Origin of the sequence: Nostoc sp. ChiQUE02 (assembly GCF_034531305.2) — a bacterium.
Lineage (GTDB): Bacteria > Cyanobacteriota > Cyanobacteriia > Cyanobacteriales > Nostocaceae > Nostoc.
Window position 1 is genome coordinate 129,545 of record NZ_JAVRBN020000013.1, and the last position, 23,930, is coordinate 153,474.

23 protein-coding genes, 1 tRNA gene and 1 pseudogene are annotated in these 23,930 nt (G+C 42.7%); 13 read left to right on the forward strand and 12 right to left on the reverse strand.

Annotated elements, in window-relative coordinates; translation table 11 throughout:
• Positions 1–48 precede the first annotated feature (48 nt).
• Positions 49–504 carry a PPC domain-containing protein gene (locus tag RM347_RS16000; protein WP_322719358.1) on the forward strand — a complete coding sequence of 152 codons (456 nt, stop codon included), beginning with the start codon at positions 49–51 and terminating at the stop codon, positions 502–504.
• Positions 505–623: 119 nt separating this feature from the next.
• Here RM347_RS16000 and cobS read toward each other — a convergent pair whose 3' ends face one another.
• Complete coding sequence (gene cobS / locus RM347_RS16005) at positions 624–1,397, reverse strand: adenosylcobinamide-GDP ribazoletransferase (RefSeq protein ID WP_322719357.1); 774 nt, start codon at positions 1,395–1,397, stop codon at positions 624–626.
• Between the two features lie 380 nt (positions 1,398–1,777).
• Here cobS and RM347_RS16010 point away from each other — a divergent pair, with 380 nt between their 5' ends.
• The 5 genes from RM347_RS16010 to psbM all read left to right on the forward strand — a co-directional run bounded on the left by RM347_RS16010 (position 1,778) and on the right by psbM (position 4,627).
• A complete protein-coding gene (locus RM347_RS16010; protein WP_322676276.1) occupies positions 1,778–2,230 on the forward strand; it encodes a hypothetical protein in 453 nt (150 codons plus the stop codon).
• A gap of 259 nt (positions 2,231–2,489) precedes the next feature.
• Positions 2,490–3,638 (forward strand): tRNA guanosine(34) transglycosylase Tgt, encoded by a 1,149-nt coding sequence (gene tgt, locus RM347_RS16015; RefSeq protein ID WP_322719356.1) that lies wholly within the window; start codon positions 2,490–2,492, stop codon positions 3,636–3,638.
• 78 nt (positions 3,639–3,716) lie between these two features.
• Positions 3,717–3,854, forward strand: coding sequence for a photosystem II reaction center protein K (locus tag RM347_RS16020; RefSeq protein WP_006195022.1), 138 nt, complete (start codon positions 3,717–3,719; stop codon positions 3,852–3,854).
• A 185-nt stretch (positions 3,855–4,039) separates the two neighbouring features.
• Positions 4,040–4,336, forward strand: coding sequence for a 2Fe-2S iron-sulfur cluster-binding protein (locus RM347_RS16025; protein ID WP_322719355.1), 297 nt, complete (start codon positions 4,040–4,042; stop codon positions 4,334–4,336).
• Positions 4,337–4,510: 174 nt separating this feature from the next.
• Positions 4,511–4,627: a photosystem II reaction center protein PsbM gene (gene psbM, locus RM347_RS16030; RefSeq protein WP_084227279.1), complete on the forward strand. Its 117-nt coding sequence runs from the start codon at positions 4,511–4,513 to the stop codon at positions 4,625–4,627.
• An 80-nt stretch (positions 4,628–4,707) separates the two neighbouring features.
• Here psbM and RM347_RS16035 read toward each other — a convergent pair whose 3' ends face one another.
• Together RM347_RS16035 and RM347_RS16040 are read right to left on the reverse strand one after the other, a co-directional pair.
• Complete coding sequence (locus RM347_RS16035; RefSeq protein WP_322719354.1) at positions 4,708–5,559, reverse strand: universal stress protein; 852 nt, start codon at positions 5,557–5,559, stop codon at positions 4,708–4,710.
• A 599-nt stretch (positions 5,560–6,158) separates the two neighbouring features.
• Positions 6,159–7,730, reverse strand: a complete 1,572-nt coding sequence (locus RM347_RS16040) for an alkaline phosphatase D family protein (protein ID WP_322719353.1) — start codon at positions 7,728–7,730, stop codon at positions 6,159–6,161.
• Between the two features lie 59 nt (positions 7,731–7,789).
• Here RM347_RS16040 and RM347_RS16045 point away from each other — a divergent pair, with 59 nt between their 5' ends.
• Positions 7,790–7,966, forward strand: coding sequence for a hypothetical protein (locus tag RM347_RS16045; RefSeq protein WP_428850563.1), 177 nt, complete (start codon positions 7,790–7,792; stop codon positions 7,964–7,966).
• 136 nt (positions 7,967–8,102) lie between these two features.
• Here the strand turns inward: RM347_RS16045 and RM347_RS16050 are convergent, their stop codons facing one another.
• The 5 genes from RM347_RS16050 to psbZ form a co-directional block, all read right to left on the reverse strand.
• The gene (locus RM347_RS16050; protein ID WP_322719352.1) at positions 8,103–9,368 is read right to left on the reverse strand and encodes a glutamate-5-semialdehyde dehydrogenase; all 1,266 of its coding nucleotides are present in this window, start codon (positions 9,366–9,368) and stop codon (positions 8,103–8,105) included.
• Positions 9,369–9,372: 4 nt separating this feature from the next.
• Positions 9,373–9,780 (reverse strand): hypothetical protein, encoded by a 408-nt coding sequence (locus tag RM347_RS16055; protein ID WP_094348002.1) that lies wholly within the window; start codon positions 9,778–9,780, stop codon positions 9,373–9,375.
• A 901-nt stretch (positions 9,781–10,681) separates the two neighbouring features.
• A tRNA-Gly gene (locus tag RM347_RS16060) sits at positions 10,682–10,753 on the reverse strand.
• Positions 10,754–10,874: 121 nt separating this feature from the next.
• Complete coding sequence (gene ribH / locus RM347_RS16065; protein ID WP_322719351.1) at positions 10,875–11,453, reverse strand: 6,7-dimethyl-8-ribityllumazine synthase; 579 nt, start codon at positions 11,451–11,453, stop codon at positions 10,875–10,877.
• A gap of 192 nt (positions 11,454–11,645) precedes the next feature.
• The gene (gene psbZ / locus RM347_RS16070; RefSeq protein WP_322640982.1) at positions 11,646–11,834 is read right to left on the reverse strand and encodes a photosystem II reaction center protein PsbZ; all 189 of its coding nucleotides are present in this window, start codon (positions 11,832–11,834) and stop codon (positions 11,646–11,648) included.
• Between the two features lie 216 nt (positions 11,835–12,050).
• Between psbZ and RM347_RS16075 the strand changes: the two genes are divergently transcribed.
• On the forward strand, positions 12,051–14,759 hold the full coding sequence (locus RM347_RS16075; protein ID WP_322719350.1) for a CBS domain-containing protein: 2,709 nt from the start codon (positions 12,051–12,053) through the stop codon (positions 14,757–14,759).
• 12 nt (positions 14,760–14,771) lie between these two features.
• On the opposite strand, the pseudogene RM347_RS16080 reads toward RM347_RS16075, so the two are convergent.
• Positions 14,772–15,176 (reverse strand): annotated as a pseudogene (locus RM347_RS16080) (Uma2 family endonuclease); the annotation flags it as partial.
• Positions 15,177–15,466: 290 nt separating this feature from the next.
• Between RM347_RS16080 and abc-f the strand changes: the two are divergent.
• Positions 15,467–17,080: a ribosomal protection-like ABC-F family protein gene (gene abc-f / locus RM347_RS16085; protein WP_322719349.1), complete on the forward strand. Its 1,614-nt coding sequence runs from the start codon at positions 15,467–15,469 to the stop codon at positions 17,078–17,080.
• A 16-nt stretch (positions 17,081–17,096) separates the two neighbouring features.
• Here the strand turns inward: abc-f and RM347_RS16090 are convergent, their stop codons facing one another.
• A complete protein-coding gene (locus tag RM347_RS16090) occupies positions 17,097–17,321 on the reverse strand; it encodes a hypothetical protein (RefSeq protein WP_322719348.1) in 225 nt (74 codons plus the stop codon).
• A gap of 66 nt (positions 17,322–17,387) precedes the next feature.
• Entirely contained in the window at positions 17,388–17,570 is a 183-nt protein-coding gene (locus RM347_RS16095; protein WP_322719347.1) for a hypothetical protein, read from the reverse strand.
• Positions 17,571–17,703: 133 nt separating this feature from the next.
• On the opposite strand from RM347_RS16095, the gene RM347_RS16100 reads away from it, so the two are divergent.
• The 4 genes from RM347_RS16100 to RM347_RS16115 all read left to right on the forward strand — a co-directional run bounded on the left by RM347_RS16100 (position 17,704) and on the right by RM347_RS16115 (position 21,529).
• Complete coding sequence (locus RM347_RS16100) at positions 17,704–18,030, forward strand: DUF6825 family protein (protein ID WP_322719346.1); 327 nt, start codon at positions 17,704–17,706, stop codon at positions 18,028–18,030.
• A gap of 231 nt (positions 18,031–18,261) precedes the next feature.
• Positions 18,262–19,947: an ABC1 kinase family protein gene (locus RM347_RS16105; protein ID WP_322719345.1), complete on the forward strand. Its 1,686-nt coding sequence runs from the start codon at positions 18,262–18,264 to the stop codon at positions 19,945–19,947.
• An 18-nt stretch (positions 19,948–19,965) separates the two neighbouring features.
• Entirely contained in the window at positions 19,966–20,703 is a 738-nt protein-coding gene (locus tag RM347_RS16110; RefSeq protein ID WP_322719344.1) for a Stp1/IreP family PP2C-type Ser/Thr phosphatase, read from the forward strand.
• Positions 20,704–21,331: 628 nt separating this feature from the next.
• Positions 21,332–21,529 carry an NblA/ycf18 family protein gene (locus RM347_RS16115; RefSeq protein WP_073640650.1) on the forward strand — a complete coding sequence of 66 codons (198 nt, stop codon included), beginning with the start codon at positions 21,332–21,334 and terminating at the stop codon, positions 21,527–21,529.
• 475 nt (positions 21,530–22,004) lie between these two features.
• Here the strand turns inward: RM347_RS16115 and RM347_RS16120 are convergent, their stop codons facing one another.
• Positions 22,005–23,558 (reverse strand): serine/threonine-protein kinase, encoded by a 1,554-nt coding sequence (locus tag RM347_RS16120; protein ID WP_322719343.1) that lies wholly within the window; start codon positions 23,556–23,558, stop codon positions 22,005–22,007.
• Positions 23,559–23,930: the final 372 nt, after the last annotated feature.

Consider the following 23,930-nt stretch of genomic DNA (forward strand, 5'->3'; position numbering starts at 1 on the left):
AAATTGACCAATTTACCTTATTTTTGTAGAAAAATTCCTTGAAGTGTTATGAATAAAGTTTTTGCGGCAGGTTTAAAACAACTCATCATTATTCCTGCCACATTGCTGGCAATAGGCATAAGTACAAGTGCAGCTTTTGCTCAAAATAAGTTGTATAGTCCAATTCCTTTATCTAACAGTACTGAGCTTTCCGATAGCCTCTCAGACAAAGACATTCCCACAGGTCAAGGTGGGTTTGCCCGTGATTACACAGTCAAGCTGGAGAAGGGCGATAATTTAGCAGTTGACCTGTCATCTGAAAGTTTTGACAGCATCATCACACTGCTAGCACCTGATGGTTCGACTCTGGCAGAAAATGATGATGGCCCTGATGGTAGTAGCAATTCCCTACTATTTACTCGCATCGTAGAGACAGGGAATTATGTTATTCGTGTCCGGTCTTTTGGGGAAACTGGGGTTGGAGCTTTTAAACTCAAGGTGACAAAGCTGCAACCGATTAAATGAATTAGTGATTAGTCATTGGTCATTGGTCATTAGTCAGGAGTTAGGAATTATTATTCTCCCCTACTTCCCCTGCCTCCCCTGTCTCCCCTACCTCCCGTGCTCCTCTGCTCCCTCATTTCTTAAAAGGCGGTCAGCACGCAGAGAAATAAGGCTTCAGTCCACTCAACGACTGCGCCATAGGTATCTCCAGTGTGTCCACCTAGTTTGTGGTTGAACCATGCACCAGTTAAAGTAGCGATCGCACTTCCAGCAATTATCATTGCCAGTGCGACAAATAGCTGCTGTTTATCTATCAGCACAAGTAAACCACTCAAACCAAACAACAAAAACAGCCCCGGTAACAAATCTTTGTAAGAACGAATGGCTTGTTTGTGAAATGCACCTTTGCCAGTTGGTTTCAGGTAAGGATATCGCGCGATCGCTAGCTGTTGTCCCCAGCGTCCCCAGCCACAAGCAGCCATCAGCAACAACCAACGGTTTTCTGGGATATCACTCAAGGCGGTTATTTTCAGTAGCACCAAGGCGATCGCAGCCATTGCCCCAAAGGCTCCTGTGGCACTATCTGCCATCACTTCCAGTCGCCGATCTGGGTCGCCTACTGCCAAACCATCGGCAGTATCCATTGCCCCATCTAAGTGCAGTCCTCCAGTTATCGCAATCCAAATACTTACCACTAAAGTACTACGAGTTAGCACAGGCATACCAAGATAATTCATCCCCGTATCCAGAAACCCTAAAATTCCCCCAATTAACAATCCTACAAGCGAAGCAAGACGTGCCACTCCCCAAAAGTCCAATCCGTTTAAATACGGTAGTGGAATACTCGTGTAAAATATAATACTAGCTGCCAGCTTTAACAGCAGCTTTCTCCACCACTGTTGCTGTTTCGTCATCTTAGTTACATTAATATTTGGTTAATTGCTAGATAATAGTCATAGCTTGAGTACAATTGAACATCACCAAACTTTAAAGCTTTAGATAAGATTTACTTCCTATTAGAGATTCCCCCTGAAAATTTTGTTATGCTGGTCTCAGTAGTAAATAAATAATTTTGAGTGCTTATTTATACAAAAAAGCAAATGATTCAGGAAATTAAAATTCCATCAGGGATCAAAAGTTGTGTTTTGTATTCGTTAACTAAAAACTTACTCGAAATTATTAGACGATTGCCCCACAAAATTGATATTTTTTTAAATGTAGGGAGTAAACAAGCTATTCAATTATGACAGTTTAGCTATGTTGTTGCTCTCCTTAGCTCAATCGCTATTTTCCTATGAGTCACCATCTACCCGACACCAGGATACCAGCTCCGTGCATTATTAACACGGGCATCATTGTGAATAAGCTCGACATCCGGCGACTGCTGGCAGATTTAGGTCGAGTCCACTACATCTACACCCAAGAAGATAAGGTACTGAGCGAGGGTGAAGGGGATGTGATGGAAGTTTTTGCCAATCCGCAAAGGTCTACCTTAGTGGCTAACCATGCGCTATATCTGAATGTTTGTAGTTTTGATTACTTGGAACTCAAACAGTCGTCACAACAAGAAACCTACTTCGATTTGATGCAAGAAGGAGTGTGTCTGAGGTTGATTCCCCGCTCAACCCCCTTACAAGAACGACGAGAGCGAAGCTTCAATGTCAGCGCCATAGAAGCGATGATGGAGCAAGTACTCTCAGCCAGGTGGGATGCAGAAATCGACGATGACTGTTCTGATTCTTTCTAAATAACAATTATTGCAGTATATACTCGTAAAGTTGGTAACTAGGTTAGTAGTGAATGCTTAAGTGTTCACTAAAACTCAATTACCAGTTTTTATGTTTGTCCATAATTTAGCCAAATAATATTAATTTTGCCCTAATACCATTTGGTTTTATGGCTGCTAGTTATGGATTTCTGAAACTCTTAACCGATTAGCGTTTCACAATCCAAAATCTAAAATCGTTCGGCTGAACGCTCACGACAAGTCTAAAATCCCAAATGGCATGAGTGCGAATTTTTCTTTTCAATGTCTTGCTTGCTGTAGCCAAACCAAAGCTAGAGCAGGAGTGTTTTTCACCCCTCACGGTCTTGTAGAAACCCCTAGATTTATGCCAGTGGGAACGCTGGCAAATGTCAAAACTATTACCCCATCTCAGCTACGAGATACTGGGGCGCAAATGATCTTATCTAACACTTATCATCTTCACCTACAACCAGGGGAAGCGATCGTGGCTGGGGGTGGTGGATTGCACAAATTTATGGGGTGGAATGGCCCAATGCTCACAGATTCGGGTGGGTTTCAGGTCTTTAGCTTAAGCGAGATGCGAAAAATTACTGAAGAAGGCGTAACTTTTCGCTCACCTCATGATGGACAAATTATTAACTTAACACCAGAACGCTCCATTGAGATTCAAAATACTTTGGGGGCCGATGTGATCATGGCCTTTGATGAGTGTCCGCCCTACCCAGCGACTCGCCAAGAGGTAGAAACTGCAACTGAGCGCACTTATCGCTGGTTAGAACGCTGCATAACGGCTCATCAAAGCAGTGAGCAGGCTTTGTTTGGGATTGTCCAAGGGGGCGTGTATTTGGATTTGCGTTGCCGTGCGGCTGAAGCTTTGGCTAAGTTAGATTTACCCGGATATGCCATTGGTGGCGTCAGTGTGGGAGAACCGCCAGAATTGATGGCTGAGATTGTCAAAGTCACTGCACCGCTTCTACCCCCCGAAAAGCCGCGTTACTTGATGGGTGTAGGTACTTATCGGGAAATGGCGATCGCGATCGCATCTGGTGTAGATTTATTTGATTGCGTAATTCCCACCCGCTGGGCAAGACATGGAACGGCAATAGTCCAAGGCGGACGTTGGAATTTAAAAAATGCTAAGTTTCGTGAAGATTTTACGCCATTAGATGAAACTTGTCCCTGCTATACTTGTCAGAATTTTAGCCGTGCTTACATATCTCATTTAGTGCGATCGCAGGAAATTTTAGCTTATACCTTGTTGAGCATTCACAACATTACCGAACTAATTCGCTTTACGCAAAAGATTAGAGAGGCTATATTAAGCGATCGCTTTGCCACAGAATTTGGACACTGGCTCAACTCATCTGAATCAGCACCAGATGAAGGGGAAATTACAAATGACTATTGACCAATGATCAAGACTCAAACCATGTTAAGATATTTCTCAATTATGAAAGCTGTGTTGGATAGGTGGATTTAAACAAACATGGAAGCAGCACTTTTATTAGCAAAACTGCCTGAAGCTTACCAAATCTTTGATCCTTTGGTAGACGTTCTCCCAGTCATCCCCGTATTCTTCTTGTTGCTTGCTTTCGTTTGGCAAGCAGCCGTGGGATTTAGGTAAGTTAATCTATTTTTCAATTGATAGGACAGGTACTCTACCTGTCCTATTTTTTTGTGGCGTCATGTTTGATAAAGTTAATATTTATTAATATTTTGTAATGAATTAATATAATAAATAAGATGTGAATCAAGCCATGTCAATATGAAGCCTTGAAAGCCAAGCTTAGAGTCAAGGAGGAATCAGTTATGGGTAATATCAAATTTGTTAAAGAGAATAAAGAAGTAGTAGCGGCAGATGGTGCAAATCTCCGGCTCAAAGCCATGCAAAATGACATTGATATATATACATTGATTGGTAAGATGACTAATTGCGGTGGTTATGGTCAGTGTGGCACTTGCATTGTCCAGATAGTCGAAGGACTAGAAAATCTTTCCCCCCGCACAGACGTAGAAAACCGGAAATTCAAGAAAAAACCGGAAAATTACCGTCTTGCCTGTCAAACTTTAGTGAATGGCTCAGTCAGCGTAGTCACCAAGCCTTAAGTTCTCAAATCTGCCATTGCTTCAATTTGTATCCAGTCAGTAGTCAAAATACTTACCAAAATTGAGTTTCCTCATTTTGAATTTTGAATTTTGAATTTTGAATTGGTATAACTCTGTCATCGATGATGCTATCCTAATGTTGTTGACTGGAAATTAAAGAGAGGCTTTCTTGCCATGCAAGTTAATGACCTGGGGTTCATCGCGAGCATTTTGTTCGTACTAGTTCCCGCTGTGTTTTTACTAATTCTGTACATCCAAACTGCTAGCCGCGAAGGTGGAAAAGATAGTTAAGAGTTTGTGTATAAAATAAATAACCCCTGCACCAATAGTGTAGGGGTTTTTATTTATCAATTGCTAACTCTATTTTGACTTTAAGCGATTGTCCGCGCTAACAATACCGGACAAGTGGCATTGACTCGAACATAATCAGACAAAGAAGAGCCGATGAGTCGGTCTATATCAACAAAACTCTTAGCGATGGATGGACGACGATCTGGAGAACCGAGCAATAATAAGTCTATATTCAACTCTTCTGCCAATCGACAAATTTCTTCACCAGGTTTGCCACTGCTGATATAAGAACGAGATTTGATACCCTGTTTTTGAGCTTCTGCAACGGCGGCTGCCAAAACTGGATTTTTGTCTGAATTAACTTCAGTTATTTCCGATCTTTTACCGCCTAAATCTGTACTAATATTTGCTAAAATTAACTCGCCGCCCTGAATATCTCGCAGTAAAAATAGTGCCAATTTCAAGCAATTTTTTGCTGAATCAGAATTGTCTATTGCCACCATAATGCGCTTAATTCTTTTGACATAAATGTCATCTTTTACCAGCAACATGGGGCGAGAAGATAGCTGGAAAACATACTGACTGACTGAGTTCGATAAAATCGATTGCAGCCGCTTCAGCCCGCGTGAACCCATAATAATTAAGTCAGCGTCTATTTCATCAGCTACTTGGCAAACTACATCTTTGGGGTCACCTTCACGCAAAATTGAAGAAACTTGGCTAGGATCTAAGTTTAAAGTTTGAATGGCATTCGCCAGAATTTTACCACCATTTTCCCATTTATCTGTCATGGTAGCAGCAGTACTTTGTGCAGGAACAACATGCAAAATTGTAACTTTTGCAGATTGAATTGAAGGGATTTCTTTTAGGGTTTTGAGCATTTCTTCTGCATGTCCCAATCCCGATACAGCCAGCAAAATTCTTCTTATCATCTTACGTAATTTTTGTTAAGTTTACTTTTGTTTTCGCTGTTAGTACTTGGCTCTGGTCAGATTTTTACTGCCTTGCTCGACAACCTAGTTAGTAAGTTGGCACAAATAAACTTTGTTTTTTAGTATTTAACACTCAAACAAATGGCAAAGTACAAAAAAGTAAACAAATGTTTAAGTTTTTTTGCACCTAGTTACTTAAATTATCAACTAGACCTCAATTATTAAGCATACCCTCAACTTAGCCTGAAGAACTTAATAAATTATGATGTTAGTTATTATTTTTAATCTATGTTCACTTTTTTTAATTAGAAGTTAGTTAAGTATTGCAAAGAAATGGCAAAATAACTCTTCAGGAAGATTGATTCAGTGTAACCTTTAGCAGACGCTCGCTTCCGGCTTGAATAGTCTACACTACTCCTAAATTTCCCATATTCTCCACCTTTTTTTTAGTCTCTTGCAGTTTTTGTAACTCAGATCGGATGGCTATATCCGAACAGTATCCGATTGGGATGTTCTAATAGTCAAACTTATATTTCATACTATATTGAAACCCCCCAGATTCTATTTGGGAGGTTTATTTGATTGCTTGTGAGATTTGCTTAACTGAGATGTGCTCCTGGTTGTCCGTTTTGGACTACAAACGAAGCTAGGGTTTTCACAGAGGCATTCAAGTCAACGATGCTTGATACAACGCGGTAATCACTTTGCCAGCGTTTTGGGGTAAGGTTGCAGCGAACGTATCCCCGGTAAGCACCGTCAAAAAACTTAGTATGGGGATTGTTACCTAGGGAAGCTTGAACTGGAGCAATAAATGCGGTGGGAAAATCAGAGGTAATTGAGGTTCCGACAAACTCAGTGCCTACCGTAGCTGAGTTTGGATTATTAAAGTCAAGCTTCAGGTCGTGTACCCAACTAGAATGGATGTCTCCGGTAATCACTACTGGATTAGAGGGTTGGCGCTGGTTTAGAAAACTTAAGAGCCGATTACGTGCAACCACGTAGCCGTCCCACTGATCCAAATTGAAGACACCTGCACCTGGACTACTATTAAAATTGTACTCGGCTAGCATTGTCTGTTGAGCAATCACATTCCAGCGCGATCGCGATTTATCTAAACCTTTTCGTAGCCACTGCTCTTGCTCCGAGCCGGTCATCGTAGCATTTGTATCAAAAGCTTGGGGACAGCGAGGCTTAAGTCCGTCATCACAAGGTTGATTAGTGCGGTATTGCCTGGTGTCTAGCACATTGAACTCAGCTAAATTACCGAAAGTCAACCGCCGATAAAGCAGCGCGTCTGGGCCCTTGGGCAATGAAGACTGACGTAAGGGCATGTGTTCGTAGTAAGCCTGGTAAGCATTAGCTCGCCGTTTTCTAAAAGCCTCTTGGGTTTGGTTATCTTCGGGGATTAAGTTGGCGTAGTTGTTGTCAACTTCATGATCGTCCCAAGTGACAATCCAGGGAAAAGCCGCATGAGCAGCTTGAAGATTTGGATCAGTTTTGTAGAGGGCGTGGCGATCGCGGTAGTCGGCAAGAGTGATAATTTCTGGACTATTATGCTGACGTGGTCCACCGGCTTGTGGTCCGTATTCATAGATGTAGTCACCAAGATGAACCACAAGGTCGAGGTTTTCCTCAGCCAAATGGCGATAAGCCGTATAGTAGCCATTTTGCCAGTCTTGACAGGAGACAAAAGCAAAGTTCAGTTGTTGGGTATAGCTATAAAATGCTGGTGCTGTACGAGTTCGTCCAATGGGGCTAACTTCCTTACCTGCTTGAAATTGATACCAATACCAACGCTCAGGGTTTAGCCCACGGACATCAACGTGGACTGAGTGTGCTAACTCTGGTGTTGCTAGTACTGTTCCTCGCCGCACAACCTGTTTCATGTTTTCATCAAGGGCGACTTGCCACCGCACTGGGACATTTACAAATGGCATTCCACCTCCAGAGAGTGGATTAGGAGCCAGTCGTGTCCAGATAACAACACCATCCGGCAAAGGATCACCAGAGGCAACACCAAGACTGAACGGATAGCCAGAAAACCTTGAGTTAGCCAATACCGGATGCCATTGGCTAGCGATTGTTAACCCTGTTAAAAATCCTGCACCCAGCAAAAAACTCCGCCGTCTGCACCGATTTGCTAGCAGGCGATCACCATCCATAAGTTCCATATTCACCCCTACCCAGATGTAAATACAGTTCAGTTGGCAAACTTAAGGAGGGTCTACTTGTGAAAAGCACAAAGAGTGGCTTGAATTTGACTTGTCTCCTAATTGCTGCTCAACCAAACACAAGGAGCCTAGCAAGCCAGGATCAAGCAGAAATTAAGATTTTGTTAAGTTTAAAATTGGATTGGGGCATTGGACATAAAGAATTTAGACCCCAACTACAGCAGTTTGCTTTTTAAGTAAGCTACAAAATGTAGGACTCACGCATCAGATATAAAGAGTTTCTACCTCTTGCCTTCTCCCTTGGCGCTAGCCTCTCCTTTGGGAGAAGGCAAGACGCTAAAAGCGATCTGCCTTCTGCCTCCTGCCTTCTGGTTAAAACCTGCCATTTCCCTGAACAATATGCTTGACAGTGGTTAAGGTTTCCAGGCTGATAAATCCCCGACGATGACCTTTTTGGTTAGACATGCCGAGAAACACTGAATCTCCCCGCGAGGGGTTGCGGGAAAAACGCGGGGAAGTGTTGATGTATGTAGAGGCACTGTTAACTCCCAAGGCAAACTGCCGACTTTCCTGGTACGATTCAGTGACGATGGAGTCGGCATGACCACTGCTGTGTTCATTAATCCAGGCGATCGCAGCCTCTAAGCTATCCACCAGTTTAAAAGCTACTGTCCTGGTTAAATAAGGGTTTGCCCATTCGCCTTCCTTGACCAACTGCAACTGAGGAAAAGCTTCTACTAGTTCTGCATCCCCTTTTATTTCAAAGCCTTTTTCCATCAAGCTGTTCCACAGAACTGCTAAAGATGATGGCAAGGCTTGGCGATGAATTAGTACTTTTTCAATGGCATTAACTTGGTCTGGTTCGCTCTGATGGCTATCAAGAATCATCCAGCGCACCATTTCTAAGCTGCTATTCAGCGACCAGTAGAGATAACAGTTACCCATCGCTGACTTTAAAACTGGGCAAGTTGCCTGTCGTACTACCTGCTGCACCAAGCTAGAACGTCCGTAGGGAATCACTAGATTCACGTACTCGTCTTGGGTAACTAAATCCCGAATCGAAGCACCATGTTCTGCTGTGATCAGTTCTAAACAACCTGGTGGTAGTCCAACTTCTGCGATCGCACTTTGCAGTACCTCAGCGATCACTGCGTTGGAATGGCTAGCTTCAGTGCTACCTTTGAGAATTAGACTATTGCCAGTTTTGATACAAAAACCCGCTGCGATCGCCCCTAAATCGGGAAACGCTTCATAAATAAATCCAATCACTCCCAAGGGCATTAACTGGGTATAACTTTGGGAATCTTCCAGTTGATAATCAGCGGTTCTAACGCGCCGCAGCGGATCTGATAATTCCCCCAACCGTTGTAAAATGTCCACTGTCATTTCTAGCCTTGTGGGAGTCAGCTTTAGCCAGTCCAATATCAACTCTGGCACTGCCATTTCCCGACTGGCTTCTAAATCTAAGGTATTGGCTTCTAGAATGTCGTCAAATGAGCGCTCAAGGGCTTGTGCCATCGCCAATACTGCACGACTTCGGTCTGCTCCTTTTGTGATCCCCAACTTTAGGGAAGCTTGATAGGCTCGTTGGGCACTAGTAATCGGTTCGGGGTGATCATCCAAAACTTCAACAGTCATTGAGTTAACGTCTGTAGGTAAGCCAGACCATTAGTGCTGGTAGGATAGCCAATAGCACCGCCACCATTGCCCAAGCAATAATGCTGGAACCATTTGCCAATCGCAGTGCTAATGGCAGCCATATAATCACTAGCACGAAAATAATGCCCAGCGCTATAGGCAGATAGCTTTCTCCCAAGCGGGGATGGACAACATGCCAACTATTTCCCATCCAACGCCAAGCCCGCTTGTAGGGATAGGTGGTAGAAAGCTGTTCTAGGACATGACCATTATCTTCTACTACAAAGATTTGCTGACAGCGATCGCAACCAAATGCTTCTGTCAGCGTAATCGGAATTAACTGACCCCTGCGACGACAGGGACAGGGGTATTCGGTATTGAAGTCTATTTTTTCGGGTTTTTGAGATTGCACAAGCGTTCTAATAACTTGAGCGTGTTTTACACGAACTGTGAGAATATAATGCCTTGGTACATGCCTGATAAGGCTTCTTTCTTTATATAGATGGACAGGCGATGCAAATATCGCCATGATTGCAAACAGTAGATGCCGTCAACTCTAAGTATCCTAATTGCCATACTAATATGGGGTTCTCTGTTTGTAGTCTTTCCCCTTTGCTAGCAATCTTGTTTAAAAATTTCCTTCTCCTCATCTGTCTGTCGCTTTCAAGGTAATGTGGTTGCGTTTTGGGGCATTTATTATGCTGACACACCTGGTACAATTTTAAGCCTACGTGGCGACCACTCCTAAAACAAATCGTTTGGGAAGGCTACGCTCATAAACAACAGACACCAATAAACCCGCTAATTGTCCTTTGGGTCGCTATATATTACTATCCACTTATCAAGGTAAGATTGGGATTACGTTCAATCTCTATTCCTTGCAGTTCATAAGCGTTTCAATAGCGGGAATTGCCAAAACATCCAGAGCGTGTGTGTGACTCTTTGCCCGTCATAGATTGTAGTTAACTTCACTGCTAAAAGACGCTTTACACCTGACAACACTATTTTTAAGTAGCCACCTTTAGTCCAGTGTAATACACCTTATACAAAACGAATTGATTACACCTATACAGATTGTAGCCAAGCTAGTGCATATCTACACCAGTCTAAAGCTGGGTTTTATATTTCTTAGCAACTGGGTAACGCAATTTGAGTGGGTGATATTCAAATTGAGACAGTAGACGATTTATTTGCTCAATCTGTCCACATTGGAAGCGATTCACAAAAGTGTAGTGCGAATCATCGAAGACTTCAAAGCAGCCTAAAAACATTAAACCCCTTGTAGTTTTTAACTTCAAGAGGTTTTACTTGGAAGCGGGTAACGCGATTCGAACGCGCGACATTCACCTTGGCAAGGTGACGCTCTACCACTGAGCTATACCCGCAATCGATAACCATATATTAATATCTCAGATTTATCCCTAATTGTCAACCCCTTAATTTAGCCATTAGTCATTAGTCATTAGTCATTAGTGAATAACAAAGGACAAATGACTAATGACTCATTTAGCCAAGTTCTTCTGACTCCGCAGTTAAATTGCCGACGCTGGCACTTTGAAAAGAGGCTGGCAAAGATTGGCTATTACGAGAATATGGCTCTGCCAGGTTAGAACGCAGTTGCCGCATGAGGCTTGCCATTTCTAGGGCATTCAGAGCGTAATCCCAACCATGATTACCTTTTATACCTGCTCGTTCTAAGGCTTGCTGCATAGTATCTACTGTCAAAATGCCAAAAATTACTGGTACCCCAGTTTGAAAGCTAGCGGCAGCAATGCCTTTAGAAACTTCTGAGGATACGTAATCAAAATGGGGTGTTTGCCCTCGAATGACTGCACCTAGACAAATTACAGCATCATAACGATGGGAAAGTGCTAGTTGGCGAGCGACTAAAGGTACCTCAAAACTTCCCGGCACCCAAACATAGTCCACCTGACTACCGTGGGGGTTAGGGTCTACACCGTGGCGTTTTAAACAATCTTGACATCCCTCTAGCAGCTTTCCGGTAACGAGGTCATTGAATCGACCAATAACCACTGCAAAACGCAAAGGTTCCGTTTGAGTAAAAGTTCCCTCGAAAACTGCCATGACTGCCTCTTTATCAACTATACTTCTGGCCAATATACATTTCTTATTTAAATGTAGAGGAGCAGGAAAGCGCGGTCAAAATGAACTAACCAGGAAAAAGAAAAAATTTCTTTTTTCCCTTAACCTTTGACCTTGGCTTTTCTGCCCCTCTAGTTCTTATATTATGTGCCTGCGCCAGAACGAAGCCGTCGCCTACACGACAAAAAAGTTTAACAAACCAACTAAAAATACCAAACCAATCCAGACGGCGGAACCAACCCAGAGCAGTTTTTTAGATTCAACCCAATTTTGGGGAGTGGCGTAAGCAACGGGGACGCCAACAACCAGGACAAAAGACAATAGGACTAGACCTATCAAGGCAAATTGGAATATTATGGTCATTTTTGCTTCTCCCAATACAGCGAAATACTAAGGATAGAATATCCTAAAGGGCGACACTGACACTTTCTTATTATTTTTAAGCTAGCAGAAATTGCAACATTTTAGTCATTTGTCTCCGTTCGCCCAGCGTCTCCCTGAGGAGAAGTTCTGAACGGAGGAAACCTTTGCTCAGACTTCTCTCTTTGTCTAAGTACCAATGACTAATGACTCTTAACTATGGATTTAATTCTTTGTCACACAACAGCAGATTTTGATGCACTAGGAGCAGCGGTAGGGTTAACGCGCCTACTACCGGGAAGCAAAATTGTGCTCACTGGCGGCTCCCATCCTCCTGTACGGGATTTTTTAGCATTGCATCGGGATGAATATCCGTTGATTGAACGCCGTTCAGTGAATCCAGAAAAAATTCGTTCTCTAACTGTGGTGGATACGCAACAGCGCGATCGCTTGGGTAAAGCTGCCCAGTGGTTAGATTTACCCGATGTAAGAGAGATTATAGTTTATGACCATCACTTAGGACAAGAATCAGATATTCCCGCCACGCGATCGCATATTTCCTCAGTAGGAGCCACCACAACTTTAATCGTGGAGCAATTGCAACAACAGGAAATTTCCCTCACTCCTGCCGAAGCAACTGTGATGGCTTTGGGTATCCACGTTGACACTGGCTCTTTGACTTTTGACCAGTCCACACCACGGGATGCCCTAGCTTTGGCTTGGTTGATGCAACAAGGAGCTAGTTTATCAGTAATTTCCACTTACCGTGACCCCGGATTATCACCGCGATTGCAGCAGCTACTAACTGAAGCGCTGGAAAGTTTAGAATATTTCTGTCTACATGGATATACGGTTGCTTGGGTAACTCTGAAAACAGATGGTTTTGTGCCAGGGCTATCGAGTTTGGCATCGGAACTCGTGGAATTAACCGAAATTGATGCCATACTGTTGGCTAATGAGTATCCTCTGGGTGACGGGGATTCACGCTTAACTGTAATTGGGCGATCGCAAATTCCCAAAACAAATCTTAACCTATTATTCCAAATTCTAGGTGGCGGCGGTCATTCACAAGCCGCATCTCTAAATCTAAGGGGAGTTGATTCACAGGCAATATTAAAACAACTCCTTGACGGGGTAAAAGCACAAATTCCTCATCCACCCACGGCTAGAGACTTAATGTCCTCTCCTGTCCGCACGATTTTGCCTGAAACCACAATTGCCGAAGCCCAGCGCATTTTGTTGCGCTATGGACACTCTGGTTTATCTGTAGTCGATACTCAAGGGCAACTAGTGGGTATTATTTCGCGGCGGGATATTGATATCGCTTTGCACCACGGATTTAGTCATGCACCAGTCAAAGGCTACATGACAGTAAATCTTAAAACAATTACACCAGATACTACGCTGCCAGAAATTGAAGCGCTGATGGTAACATACGATATTGGACGTTTGCCAGTATTGGAAAAGAGTCAGTTAGTTGGTATTGTCACCCGTACTGATGTATTGCGGGAATTACATCAAGAAAGAGAAGGTGAAAAGGGAAGAGGGGAAGAGAGGGAGAGGAGAAAAGGGGAGGAAAGTAATCTTAGTCTCCCTAAATTGGAGAATATACTTGCTCCGCAACTGTGGCAATTACTCACCACAGCATCGCAAGAGGCAGAAAAACAAGGTTGGCATCTTTATCTTGTCGGGGGTGCAGTGCGGGATTTGCTATTAGCAGAAGCAGCAAGCACCTTGATGATTAAAGATATTGACCTCGTAGTTGATGGCTTTCACAAATCAGCAGATGTTGGTGCTGGTGTAGAACTAGCAAAGGCACTCCAACAACTTTACCCTGCTGCTCGTTTAGAAATCCACGGAGCTTTTCAAACTGCTGCTTTGTTGTGGCACAAAGACCCAGAATTAGATTCTCTATGGGTGGATATTGCCACCGCTAGAACAGAATTTTATCCTTATCCAGCAGCAAATCCAGAAGTTGAGGCGAGTTCCATTCGTCAAGATTTGTATCGCCGAGATTTTACCATCAACGCCCTCGCCTTGCGACTCACTACTCCCCGGACTGGTGAATTACTCGATTTCTTTGGTGGATTACTAGATTTACAAGCTATGCAAATTCGGGTTTTACACGCCAATAGCTTTATCGAAGACCCCACCCGGATTTATCGTGGCGTGCGCTTTGCTGTGCGCTTCGGATTTCAGATAGAACCGCAAACTGAAGAGTTTATTCGCTATGCCATCAACAGTGGTGTTTACGATCGCACTTCCCAAGAGAATAGCAGAACTCCAGCCCTGCAAACTAGACTAAAAACAGAATTAAAACACATCCTAGAAGCCCCTTACTGGAAATCGGCTTTGCAGTTACTCGATAACTTAGGGGCATTGCAATGTATCCATCCTACCCTCAAGCTAGACGCAGAACTCCTGCGACAATTACGTTTGCTAGAACGCTGCTTGCGGCGATTTGACCCGCAGCCAACCCTTATCCATTGGGAAATGCGCCTAGAAGCGTTAATCACCCATTTAGCACCACAATATCGGGCGAAAGTAGCAAAAAATCTGCAACTGCAAGAGGATAGCATTAAACGCTTGCAAAACTTGGCTTCTGCTCAAACTGAGGCGATCAAATCTTTGCCTAAGTGTCAAAGTCCCAGTCAAGTGGTGCAGTTATTGCGACAGTACGACTTACCAATGCTGATTTTAATTGCTTTGCAAAGTCCGCGATCGCTTAGACATCAGATTTGGGAATATTTAACTGTTTGGGCTAATGTGCAGCCACTACTGAGTGGCAATGATTTAAAGAAACTTGGTTACAAACCAGGGCCGCAGTATCGGCAAATATTAGATGATGTAGTTGCTGCTACCTTGGATGGAGTGATTAAAGATAGGACTGAAGCTGAGGAGTTTTTAGTACAACACTATCCTAAATGAAATAGCGCTAGTCTAAATTGTATCTGGCTCTATGTTTAACTCACGCAATTTTGCTGCCAAACGTTCTGCCTTTTGTTCTGCTTGTTCTGCCGTTTCTTCCGGTGTTGGTACTAGTTGCCCATCTCGTGTAAAAAACCGCAATAAACCTTCATAAACTCCCAAATATAATCCTAGTTGCTGACTCCACAAATATCCTTGCTCACTTGCTTGTAGAGGTTGATATTCTCCATCTACTAAATAAAATCCTGTAAATTCTTGTGTGTAAGGGTCGAACCAAAAATAATCTAGCGTGCGGAAAGTATCTTGATAAATTTCTTTTTTTAAACCTTTATCACTATTCGCTGTTGAGTCAAACAAAATTTCTAGAATTACATTCGGATATTTGCCATCTTCTTCCCAAACTACCCAACTTTTGCGGTTCGTGCTACACTGTAGTCAATATCAAACTTCATCACAACTCCAACGAGATAGCACAAATGAAGTAGTACCAAATACCTGTTGCACCAAAGCAACAAATGTCAACAAAGAATCAACGCAACTAGTTTGACAGGGTTACTTCACATAAGTCATGCACTAAAAATATTGTCATCACTCTTATCTACATTGAACCGCTTGTAAACTGTCTGTGGGTAAGTTTTTTGTGTCTAATCTATCCGTAATTATTGCAAACATACGGGTGGATGTTTGCGAACTGAGGTTTGAGAAGAATGGAGAAAAAATCAATATTATTAGCTGAGAATTTAGCCTATGAACTCAGCTTGGACAGAACTTTGTTTCAAAAAGTTCAGGTTAGTGTCGAGGCAGGCGATCGCATTGCTTTGGTTGGTCGCAACGGTGTAGGAAAATCAACTCTACTAAAAATCCTTGCAAGTCAAATTAGCCCCAATACAGGCTCAGTTTGGCATCATGGTGTTGTCTACTATTTGCCACAAAGCAGCACTATCAGGCAAGAAATTACAGCAGATACAGTACTTAATTTTTTGATTTCTATCTCTGATGAATGGTGGAAGATTGAGGATATTTTGCAAACACAATTCCACACCACACTTGACCTATGTTTACCAATTACTAACTTAAGTGGTGGAGAATTCACGAAACTATTTTTGGCGATCGGTTTAGCTCAAGAACCAAACTTGCTGTTACTGGATGAGCCAACCAATCACATGGATTTACAAGCGCTAGAAAGCTTAAGGCAGTTTCTTTTAGATTTTGCTGGCGCTTTTGTGATTGTCTCACACAAACCTTTTTTCCTAGACCAGGTGACAGATGTTACCTGGGAACTTACACCTGCTGGTTTGAAGGTGTATGGAGGTAACTTTTCTCAGTATCGAGAACAGAAAGAAATCGAGTTAGAGGTAGCATTGCGATCGCACGAAGCCGCCAGAAAGGAACTAAAACGTACCCAAGCCACAGCGATGCAAGAACAGCAACGCGCAGCCCAATCAAGTCGCAATGGTCGCGCCAAGTTTCTGAATGGCAGTATTGATAGAATGGCCGCGGGACTGATTAAAACCAAAGCTGAGGTGTCTACCGGAACTGCGAAAAAGAAACATGAAGCAGCAGTAGCCAAGGCTAATCAAAAGGTTGCAGAGACAAAGGTCAAAACTACCAAAGTAACGAGTATTCAGCTAGAAGAAAAAAATCAAAAGCGCCGAAATCTAATTAATATCCAGGGTGCAAATCTTAGGATATCAGAACATCTATTGATTCAAAATATTCAATTGCATGTATCATCTGGCGATCGTATAGCCATTATCGGCGCAAACGCTTCTGGTAAATCGAGTTTGGTAAAGGCCATTTTGGGAATGGAAAACCAAGCAGCGGTTTTAGAATCAGGTGAAGTTTTGCTTGCACCAGCCATGAAAGCTGTATATCTCGATCAATCCTATGAATTAGTGAATCGCCAATACACAATTATAGAAAATATGCAAGCTGCCAATCCTCATCTCAGCTATCAGCTTTTGCGTCAACAACTAGGACACTTTCTCTTTAAATATGATGACGTTCACAAAAGCGCCTCTGTACTGAGTGGGGGTGAGTTGGCAAGATTAGCGATGGCTATGATCAGTATCTCAGAAATCGATCTACTGATTCTCGATGAGCCAACTAATAACCTGGATATTGAAACTGTTCAACAAATGGTAGTAGGTATCAATGACTATCAAGGAGCGCTTTGGGTAATTTCCCACGATCTAGATTTCCTCAGCCGGATTAACATTACCCAAGGTTTCAAATTGAGGGAACAAACTTTGCAAATGACGACTTATTTACCGAGTACACCAGAGCAATATTATCGAGAGTTGCTGGAATGTCATAAATAAAGCGATCGCTTGACTCTCAATCAAAGCCAATAAAATCAGCAATTTCTGGCAAAATTGGCACCAATACAGAAGGTGGGAAAACCTGATCTCGGCGGGAAGTTGAGGATTTACAAGCAATAGCCAAAAGTAATCGCCATTCCCGAAGGACAATTTCCAGTTCATGGCAGCAAAAATGAGCAATTACCCACCGTTCAAAATCCCTCGCCACATCTCGTCCCGCTTGTGATGCAAAATTTTGCAAAGCTTTTGTTACTACTTGCTTGATAACTTAGTCATAGTATTTCCCTGACAAATACTGTTTTTTTGTTCAGGTTTGATAGTCAAGTGCTGTCTGGGTATCAATTTGCTGCAAAATTAGCGGCTGCTTGAGTATCAAATCCAGTAATCCCAAAAAAGGTAGAAAAGGTTTTACCCAGTGGAGTAAGGGAAGAAAAAATGCTGGCAACCAATAACTAGTTCTTGTACCTTCCCAAAGATTGTCGTATTTCATAGAATTTCATCAAGGATATTTTCTACTGAACTAGTTTAGCGATCGCCAATCCCAAATCTCTAACTCCCCAGCAGAAGCCGTAAAGCATACAGGCAAGTTATAATTCTCTTGCGGTGCAACGTAACAAAAATTTATGAGTAACCCCCTTGTGCAAGCCTTTTTCGTAGGCAGAGCAGTAGCTGAAGTAGTTAATGAGCGTTTAGAGGTCGCCTTGACCGATGCTTTGAGTGATCTGGGCAAATTTGATGCAGAAGCTAGAGAGCAGTTGCGCCAGTTTACAGAAGAAGTCTTAGAGCGGGCAAATCGGGCAGCAGAAGCTGCTAATGCTGGTCAAGCTAATACAGGTAGTGGGCAACCTACTTCTGATTCAGGTGACGTACAAGCAGATATTGATGAATTGCGAGCAGAAATTGCCCTGTTACGAACAGAATTGCAACATTATCGCAGAACTTCTGCATAAATTTAGTCATTAGTCATTGGTCATTGGTCACTTGTACTGAGCGACTCGTGCCGAGCATCTCGACTTCGCTACATGGAACCGGAGCCGAGGTAAGCCGAAGTATCAAGAATTATAGACACATGACAATGACAAAAGACAAAACACAAATGGCACTTTCTCAAAAACAGTTTAGGAATCAGAGTGTCTTTTCTTTCAAGTGATTCGGTTGCAAACCAACGGTAAACAAAGTATATGGAACAAGGTTATTCAGATAAGGCATACCGTTGGAATCGGGAAAAATACTCTAGCAGACGGCGTTTTGTGGACATTTGGTCTTTTGTCTTGACCTTATTGTTCAAACTTTGGCTATATAACAAATCTTGGAGTTATCCGGGTGGTGTGACTGACGCAAAGCAAGCTGAAAGACGCAAAACCCAAGCGGTTTGGATTCGCAATACCCTACTGGATTTAGGCCCAACCTTCATTAAAGTCGGGCAACTGTTTTCTACCCGTGCTGATATATTCCCTGGTGAATATGTAGAAGAACTAGCCAAGTTACAAGACAAAGTACCAGCATTTAGCTATGAACAAGTAGAAGCAACCATTGAGAAAGAACTAGGCAAGAAAATTCCTGAACTCTTTCATAATTTTGAACCGATTCCCTTAGCTGCTGCTAGCTTAGGGCAAGTACACAAAGCTGTGCTACATACTGGGGAATCGGTTGTTGTCAAGGTGCAACGTCCTGGACTAAAGAAGTTATTTGAAATAGATTTACAAATTCTTAAGGGAATTACCCGCTACTTTCAAAACCATCCCAAATGGGGACGTGGGCGAGATTGGTTGGGTATTTACGAAGAATGTTGTCGCATTCTTTGGGAAGAAATTGATTATCTCAATGAAGGTCGTAATGCCGATACTTTTCGCCGGAACTTTCGCGGCTACGATTGGGTGAATGTCCCAAGAGTATACTGGCGTTACGCCACGTCCAGAGTACTGACCTTAGAATATCTCCCTGGAATTAAAATTAGCCAATACGAAGCTTTAGAAGCAGCGGGTTTAGATCGAAAGGCGATCGCTCGTCAAGGCGCTCAAGCCTACTTACTACAATTGCTCAATAGTGGCTTTTTCCACGCCGATCCTCACCCAGGCAATATTGCCATTAGTGCAAGTGGTGCTCTGATATTCTACGATTTCGGTATGATGGGGCGGATTAAGTCCAACATCCGCGAAGGACTGATGCAAACACTGTTTGGCATTGCCCAAAAAGATGGCGATCGCGTTGTTCAGTCTCTAATCGATTTAGGCGCGATCGCCCCAACCGATGATATGGGTCCAGTCCGGCGTTCCGTCCAGTACATGCTGGATCATTTTATGGATAAGCCTTTTGAAAACCAATCGGTGGCAGCAATTAGTGACGACCTTTACGAAATAGCTTATAATCAGCCATTTCGATTTCCAGCAACCTTCACTTTTGTGATGCGAGCCTTTTCTACTCTAGAGGGGGTAGGCAAAGGCTTAGATCCAGAGTTTAACTTTATGGAAGTTGCCAAACCATATGCAATGCAGCTTATGACCGATATGAATGGTTCTGAGGGGAATAGCTTTATTAACGAATTAAGTCGTCAAGCAGCTCAGGTAAGTAGTACTGCGTTTGGTCTACCACGTAGGTTAGAGGATACCCTAGAGAAGCTAGAACGGGGAGACATGCGCTTGCGTGTTCGGTCTATCGAAACTGAACGCCTATTGCGCCGACAGAGCAGTATTCAACTCTCAATAAGTTATGCTCTGTTAATTAGTGGTTTCACACTTTCGGCTACGATCTTAGTGGTTACCAATTATGTATGGTGGGCACTAGTGCCTGGTTTAGTTGCAGCAGGGCTTTCAGTGATCCTGATCCGACTACTTTTACGCCTTGACCGTTACGATCGTATGTATTAACTGTTGCAAAAATAATTTATGAAACTTAATTTCACGGGTTTTAGCGATCCGGGACTTATTCGTTCTAATAATCAGGATGCTTACTATATCGACCCAGAGGGGCGGTTTTTCGTTGTTGCCGATGGAATGGGTGGTCATGCGGGGGGTGAGGAAGCAAGTCGCATTGCCACTGGAGAAATTCAGGCCTATTTAGTGGCAAATTGGGAATCTCCTAAGTCTTCTCAAGAATTGTTAGAGCAAGCTTTGTGGGGAGCCAATGAAGCGATTTTACAGGATCAGCAAAAACATCCTGAACGCGCCGACATGGGTACAACGGTTGTAGCGGTAATTTTTCGCTCCCCAGAATCGCCCTGGTGCGCTCATGTTGGTGATTCGCGGCTATATCGCTTCCGTGAGTCGCACTTAGAACAGGTAACGGAAGACCACACTTGGGTAGCACGGGCAATCAAAATGGGTGACATCACTTTAGATGAAGCACGGTTACATCCTTTTCGTCATGTATTATCCCGCTGTTTAGGGCGTGAAGATTTGCATCAGATTGATGTGCAACCACTAGATGTAAAAGTAGGCGATCGCTTGCTGTTATGCAGTGATGGTCTCACAGAAGAACTTGTCGAACAGAAGATTGCTAGCTGCCTCCAAGATACTCCTTGGGTTGATAAAGCCGCCATCTCTTTAGTTGAGGCTGCCAAAGAGCACGGAGGGCACGATAACATCACAGTTGTCATCGTCTCACTCGAAGAAAATAGTCATTAGTCATTGTCCAAGGACAACTGACAAATAATTAATCTGGTAGATATACTCAGCAATTTGTTCAGCGTGAGCATTTTTCCTTTTTACAATTTGATACAAATATTTTTAGCCTCCAAAGTGACCTAAGGAGGCTAAATTTGCATAAATTGTTAAATTGACATCTTGCACGTAATAAGGTAGAGCGACTATAATTCACGCTTATTACCATCAATTCCCAACCTCCTTAAAATCCCCACCCTCCAAAGCTTTCTCCATACTTGAGGAGACAACATCTTGGTTTTTCTTAAATAGAAAAACTATCGATGGTTAAGGATAGCACTCTGATTTTCTCCTCAAAGGAGAGTTGTGCAAAGCAGGAAGGAGTTAGGGAGGTAGCTATACCTATATCTGGCCAAACAGAGCCTATTTTCCGGAATCTGCTTCGGCTAACTTGGGTGGTATATCAGTAGGATTAGGTGCAAGATATCAGAGCAGAAAAAGTCCACACTTAGGATGTGGGCAATCTGTCAAACAATTGTTATCTTTCGTAATACGGAGGAACAAATGTTGGACAGATGTAAGTCCAAATATTATCCCATTTGGACTTCTGTGATCTATATCACCTTTACGCTTTGTTTTTTTGGAGTTAACTATGAATCAACCAATGAAACTATCCTTGGAACAGCAATTCAGCATTTGCTCATTTGCTACTCAGGTGCAAAACATGAGCCACGAGCAAGCTAAAGACTTTTTAGTCAAGCTCTATGAGCAAATGGTAGTGCGCGAGGCAACTTATCAAGAACTTCTTAAGCACCAGTGGGGCTTAGATTCCGGTTCCACTATGGCATAGAGTCGTTCTGATGTCGCAGTGGGCGACCTCCTTCTCTTGCTTGGTTCCAAGGAGGAAAAGAGCTGGGGATGTCGGGGCGTCAACTTCGATAAGTAATTCCACAAGAGCGGCACAAAAGTTCAATTCACGAAATTAACTAAGAATAAGTAAAGATTGTCGTCTAAGGCACATATGCTGGAATCTAGACATAACTTTAGGATTTGAGGCTAAATTAGTTGTTTGCTTTAGTCAAACTTATTTTTGTTTTGTCTAGTTTGAGAATCACACCTGCGTAAATTTATAATCTCCCGTAATATGCACACAGGAAAATTTAGAGAGAATTTTGATAGCCCTACTTTTGGCAGCTAGTAATTTCACTCTTTATACATATAACTAGAACTTACATCTTTATATATATTTTGTTTATAAAAGTTTACATTCGGTGAGTGACCACCCCTTAGTTACATCGAAAACACGTAATATTAAGGAATTATTCCTAGCTAGAAAGATCGTACGGTGAATCCGTATCAATACTTTCCAGTTTTGTTAGAATTTGAGGCTTAATCTTTTCATACTCGCTTTTGAGTAAGCTTTTACTGATTTGCGGATCGGCAGAGGACATTAAAGTGTTGCTCATTGCAACCCACTCTTGTAGTCGTTGGCGCTGGGCAGAAGCGACGCTGGAAAGTAGGATATGGGTACAGCGACTTGGTGTTTCTCGTGCAAAGAATAACAGGCGGTAACAACCTGTATGCTGTAGTAACCGAGCAATTTCTTGACCAAGACTGGTTTTGAGATCGAGGTAATAAGGTAACCATTTGGCACCATGTTTGCGGTTATAGATGACAGTAATCCATAGCAGCATGGGATGGGGAATAGAGATGAACAGAAATTGATTATAGCGGGTACAGAGTAAGCGCTTTTGAATTTCTTCTTGGGGTAGCATTACCCACAGGGCTGGTAAAATCTCCCCATTGGTATGAATGGTCTGGGGAAAGACAATATCGGCAATTGGTTTGTTTTGAGGCCAGGAAATAGCACGAGCGATTTCATCGTTTGACAAGGATACCCGCAAATCGGCTTTTGTCTTTTGTTCAAGCTCAGTGCTAGCTGTAGTAGCAGGAACTAGGGCATGGCTGTCTTGCTGAATTTTGCGTGTATGCTCAGGCTTTTCTAGAGATGCTAAAACTCTGAGGATTTCAGTGATACTTTGGGGGCGATCGCGTGCTACTTTAGCTAAACAACTCATCACCAAATTTTCGATTTCTTTTGGTAGTTCTAATCCGGGCGCAACCTCAACAAAAGAACGTGGTTTTTGATAGTGATGTGTTTTATACCATGCTCCAAAAGAGTGAGTTGGTGCCACTAGTGGCATTTTACCTGTGAGCATCTCAAACATCATGACGCCCAAACTATAAATATCAGCACGGTTGTCTAATTCCTTACCCTCCATCTGTTCGGGAGAAGAATAAGCCAATGTCCCCAAATAGAATTTTGTATGGTCGCCATCCGACTGTAATAACTTAGCAATACCAAAATCTAGAACCTTGACCAATTCTCCAAAACTGGGATCTTGAATTACCAGCATATTGCTTGGCTTGACATCGCGATGGATAATTGGGCAAATAGTGCCATCAACCGGGATGCCATCATGGGCGCACTGTAACCCCAGACTGAGTTGACGCGCCATACTAAGGAATCTTGGTAAAGGTAATCGTTGCTTGCGAATAATATTGTTTAGGCTTTGCCCTTGTAGGTATTCCATGACGTAGAACGGGGTATTATTGTCATCTACGCCATAGTCCATAACTCGGACAATGTGGATACTTTTTTGCCCTAGTAAAGCACAGGTTTTTGCTTCTCGCTCAAAGCGGTCTTGCAATCGCATCTTTTCATTTTGGATTGATAGAGCAAGAAACTTAACCGCAACAGGTACACCTCCCAACAATGTATCTTTAGCACGATAAACCCGACCCATTGCTCCAGTACCGATTAACTCTTGGAGTTGGTAGCGTTTGCTGAGTAAGCGACCAATGTTGGGGTCTGACATAGAGAATTTGAATCCAAAAGCAGGTTGTAAGTGTTTGGGAGGAAAAGTGTATTTAATCAAACTGATATCTGAATTATTGCGCCCAGAAGTGACTTTATAGGCTAGTAGCGCAAGCTAGAAGTCGGAAGTCAAAAGGCAAAAGGCTTATACAGCTTTTCTGCAATTTCCAATCGTTGGTCTATTTAGGTGGTGCTGTACTAGTTAGATGGTGCTTTACTAGCTTTTTTCAGCCCTCTTTTAGAGGATTGAAACCATAACCTGGCAGTTTGCCACCGAGACGGTTATTACAACTGGTGCAACATACCAGATCAAACAAGCAGAAAGGGTAGATTTATAATGACGCTTTGTATCATTTTGCACTTTAATAATTGT

Excerpts from the sequence above, each read along its gene's own strand:
- RM347_RS16050 (WP_322719352.1), bottom strand. The coding sequence starts at position 9,368 with ATGACTGTTGAAGTTTTGGATGATCACCCCGAACCGATTACTAGTGCC.
- ribH (WP_322719351.1), bottom strand. The coding sequence starts at position 11,453 with ATGGCAGTTTTCGAGGGAACTTTTACTCAAACGGAACCTTTGCGTTTT.
- RM347_RS16020 (WP_006195022.1), top strand. The coding sequence starts at position 3,717 with ATGGAAGCAGCACTTTTATTAGCAAAACTGCCTGAAGCTTACCAAATC.
- RM347_RS16075 (WP_322719350.1), top strand. The coding sequence starts at position 12,051 with ATGGATTTAATTCTTTGTCACACAACAGCAGATTTTGATGCACTAGGA.
- abc-f (WP_322719349.1), top strand. The coding sequence starts at position 15,467 with ATGGAGAAAAAATCAATATTATTAGCTGAGAATTTAGCCTATGAACTC.
- RM347_RS16000 (WP_322719358.1), top strand. The coding sequence starts at position 49 with ATGAATAAAGTTTTTGCGGCAGGTTTAAAACAACTCATCATTATTCCT.
- psbZ (WP_322640982.1), bottom strand. The coding sequence starts at position 11,834 with ATGACCATAATATTCCAATTTGCCTTGATAGGTCTAGTCCTATTGTCT.
- RM347_RS16095 (WP_322719347.1), bottom strand. The coding sequence starts at position 17,570 with ATGAAATACGACAATCTTTGGGAAGGTACAAGAACTAGTTATTGGTTG.
- RM347_RS16010 (WP_322676276.1), top strand. The coding sequence starts at position 1,778 with ATGAGTCACCATCTACCCGACACCAGGATACCAGCTCCGTGCATTATT.
- psbM (WP_084227279.1), top strand. The coding sequence starts at position 4,511 with ATGCAAGTTAATGACCTGGGGTTCATCGCGAGCATTTTGTTCGTACTA.
- RM347_RS16040 (WP_322719353.1), bottom strand. The coding sequence starts at position 7,730 with ATGGAACTTATGGATGGTGATCGCCTGCTAGCAAATCGGTGCAGACGG.
- RM347_RS16120 (WP_322719343.1), bottom strand. The coding sequence starts at position 23,558 with ATGTCAGACCCCAACATTGGTCGCTTACTCAGCAAACGCTACCAACTC.
- RM347_RS16110 (WP_322719344.1), top strand. The coding sequence starts at position 19,966 with ATGAAACTTAATTTCACGGGTTTTAGCGATCCGGGACTTATTCGTTCT.
- RM347_RS16100 (WP_322719346.1), top strand. The coding sequence starts at position 17,704 with ATGAGTAACCCCCTTGTGCAAGCCTTTTTCGTAGGCAGAGCAGTAGCT.
- RM347_RS16105 (WP_322719345.1), top strand. The coding sequence starts at position 18,262 with ATGGAACAAGGTTATTCAGATAAGGCATACCGTTGGAATCGGGAAAAA.
- RM347_RS16035 (WP_322719354.1), bottom strand. The coding sequence starts at position 5,559 with ATGATAAGAAGAATTTTGCTGGCTGTATCGGGATTGGGACATGCAGAA.
- RM347_RS16115 (WP_073640650.1), top strand. The coding sequence starts at position 21,332 with ATGAATCAACCAATGAAACTATCCTTGGAACAGCAATTCAGCATTTGC.
- cobS (WP_322719357.1), bottom strand. The coding sequence starts at position 1,397 with ATGACGAAACAGCAACAGTGGTGGAGAAAGCTGCTGTTAAAGCTGGCA.
- RM347_RS16025 (WP_322719355.1), top strand. The coding sequence starts at position 4,040 with ATGGGTAATATCAAATTTGTTAAAGAGAATAAAGAAGTAGTAGCGGCA.
- tgt (WP_322719356.1), top strand. The coding sequence starts at position 2,490 with ATGAGTGCGAATTTTTCTTTTCAATGTCTTGCTTGCTGTAGCCAAACC.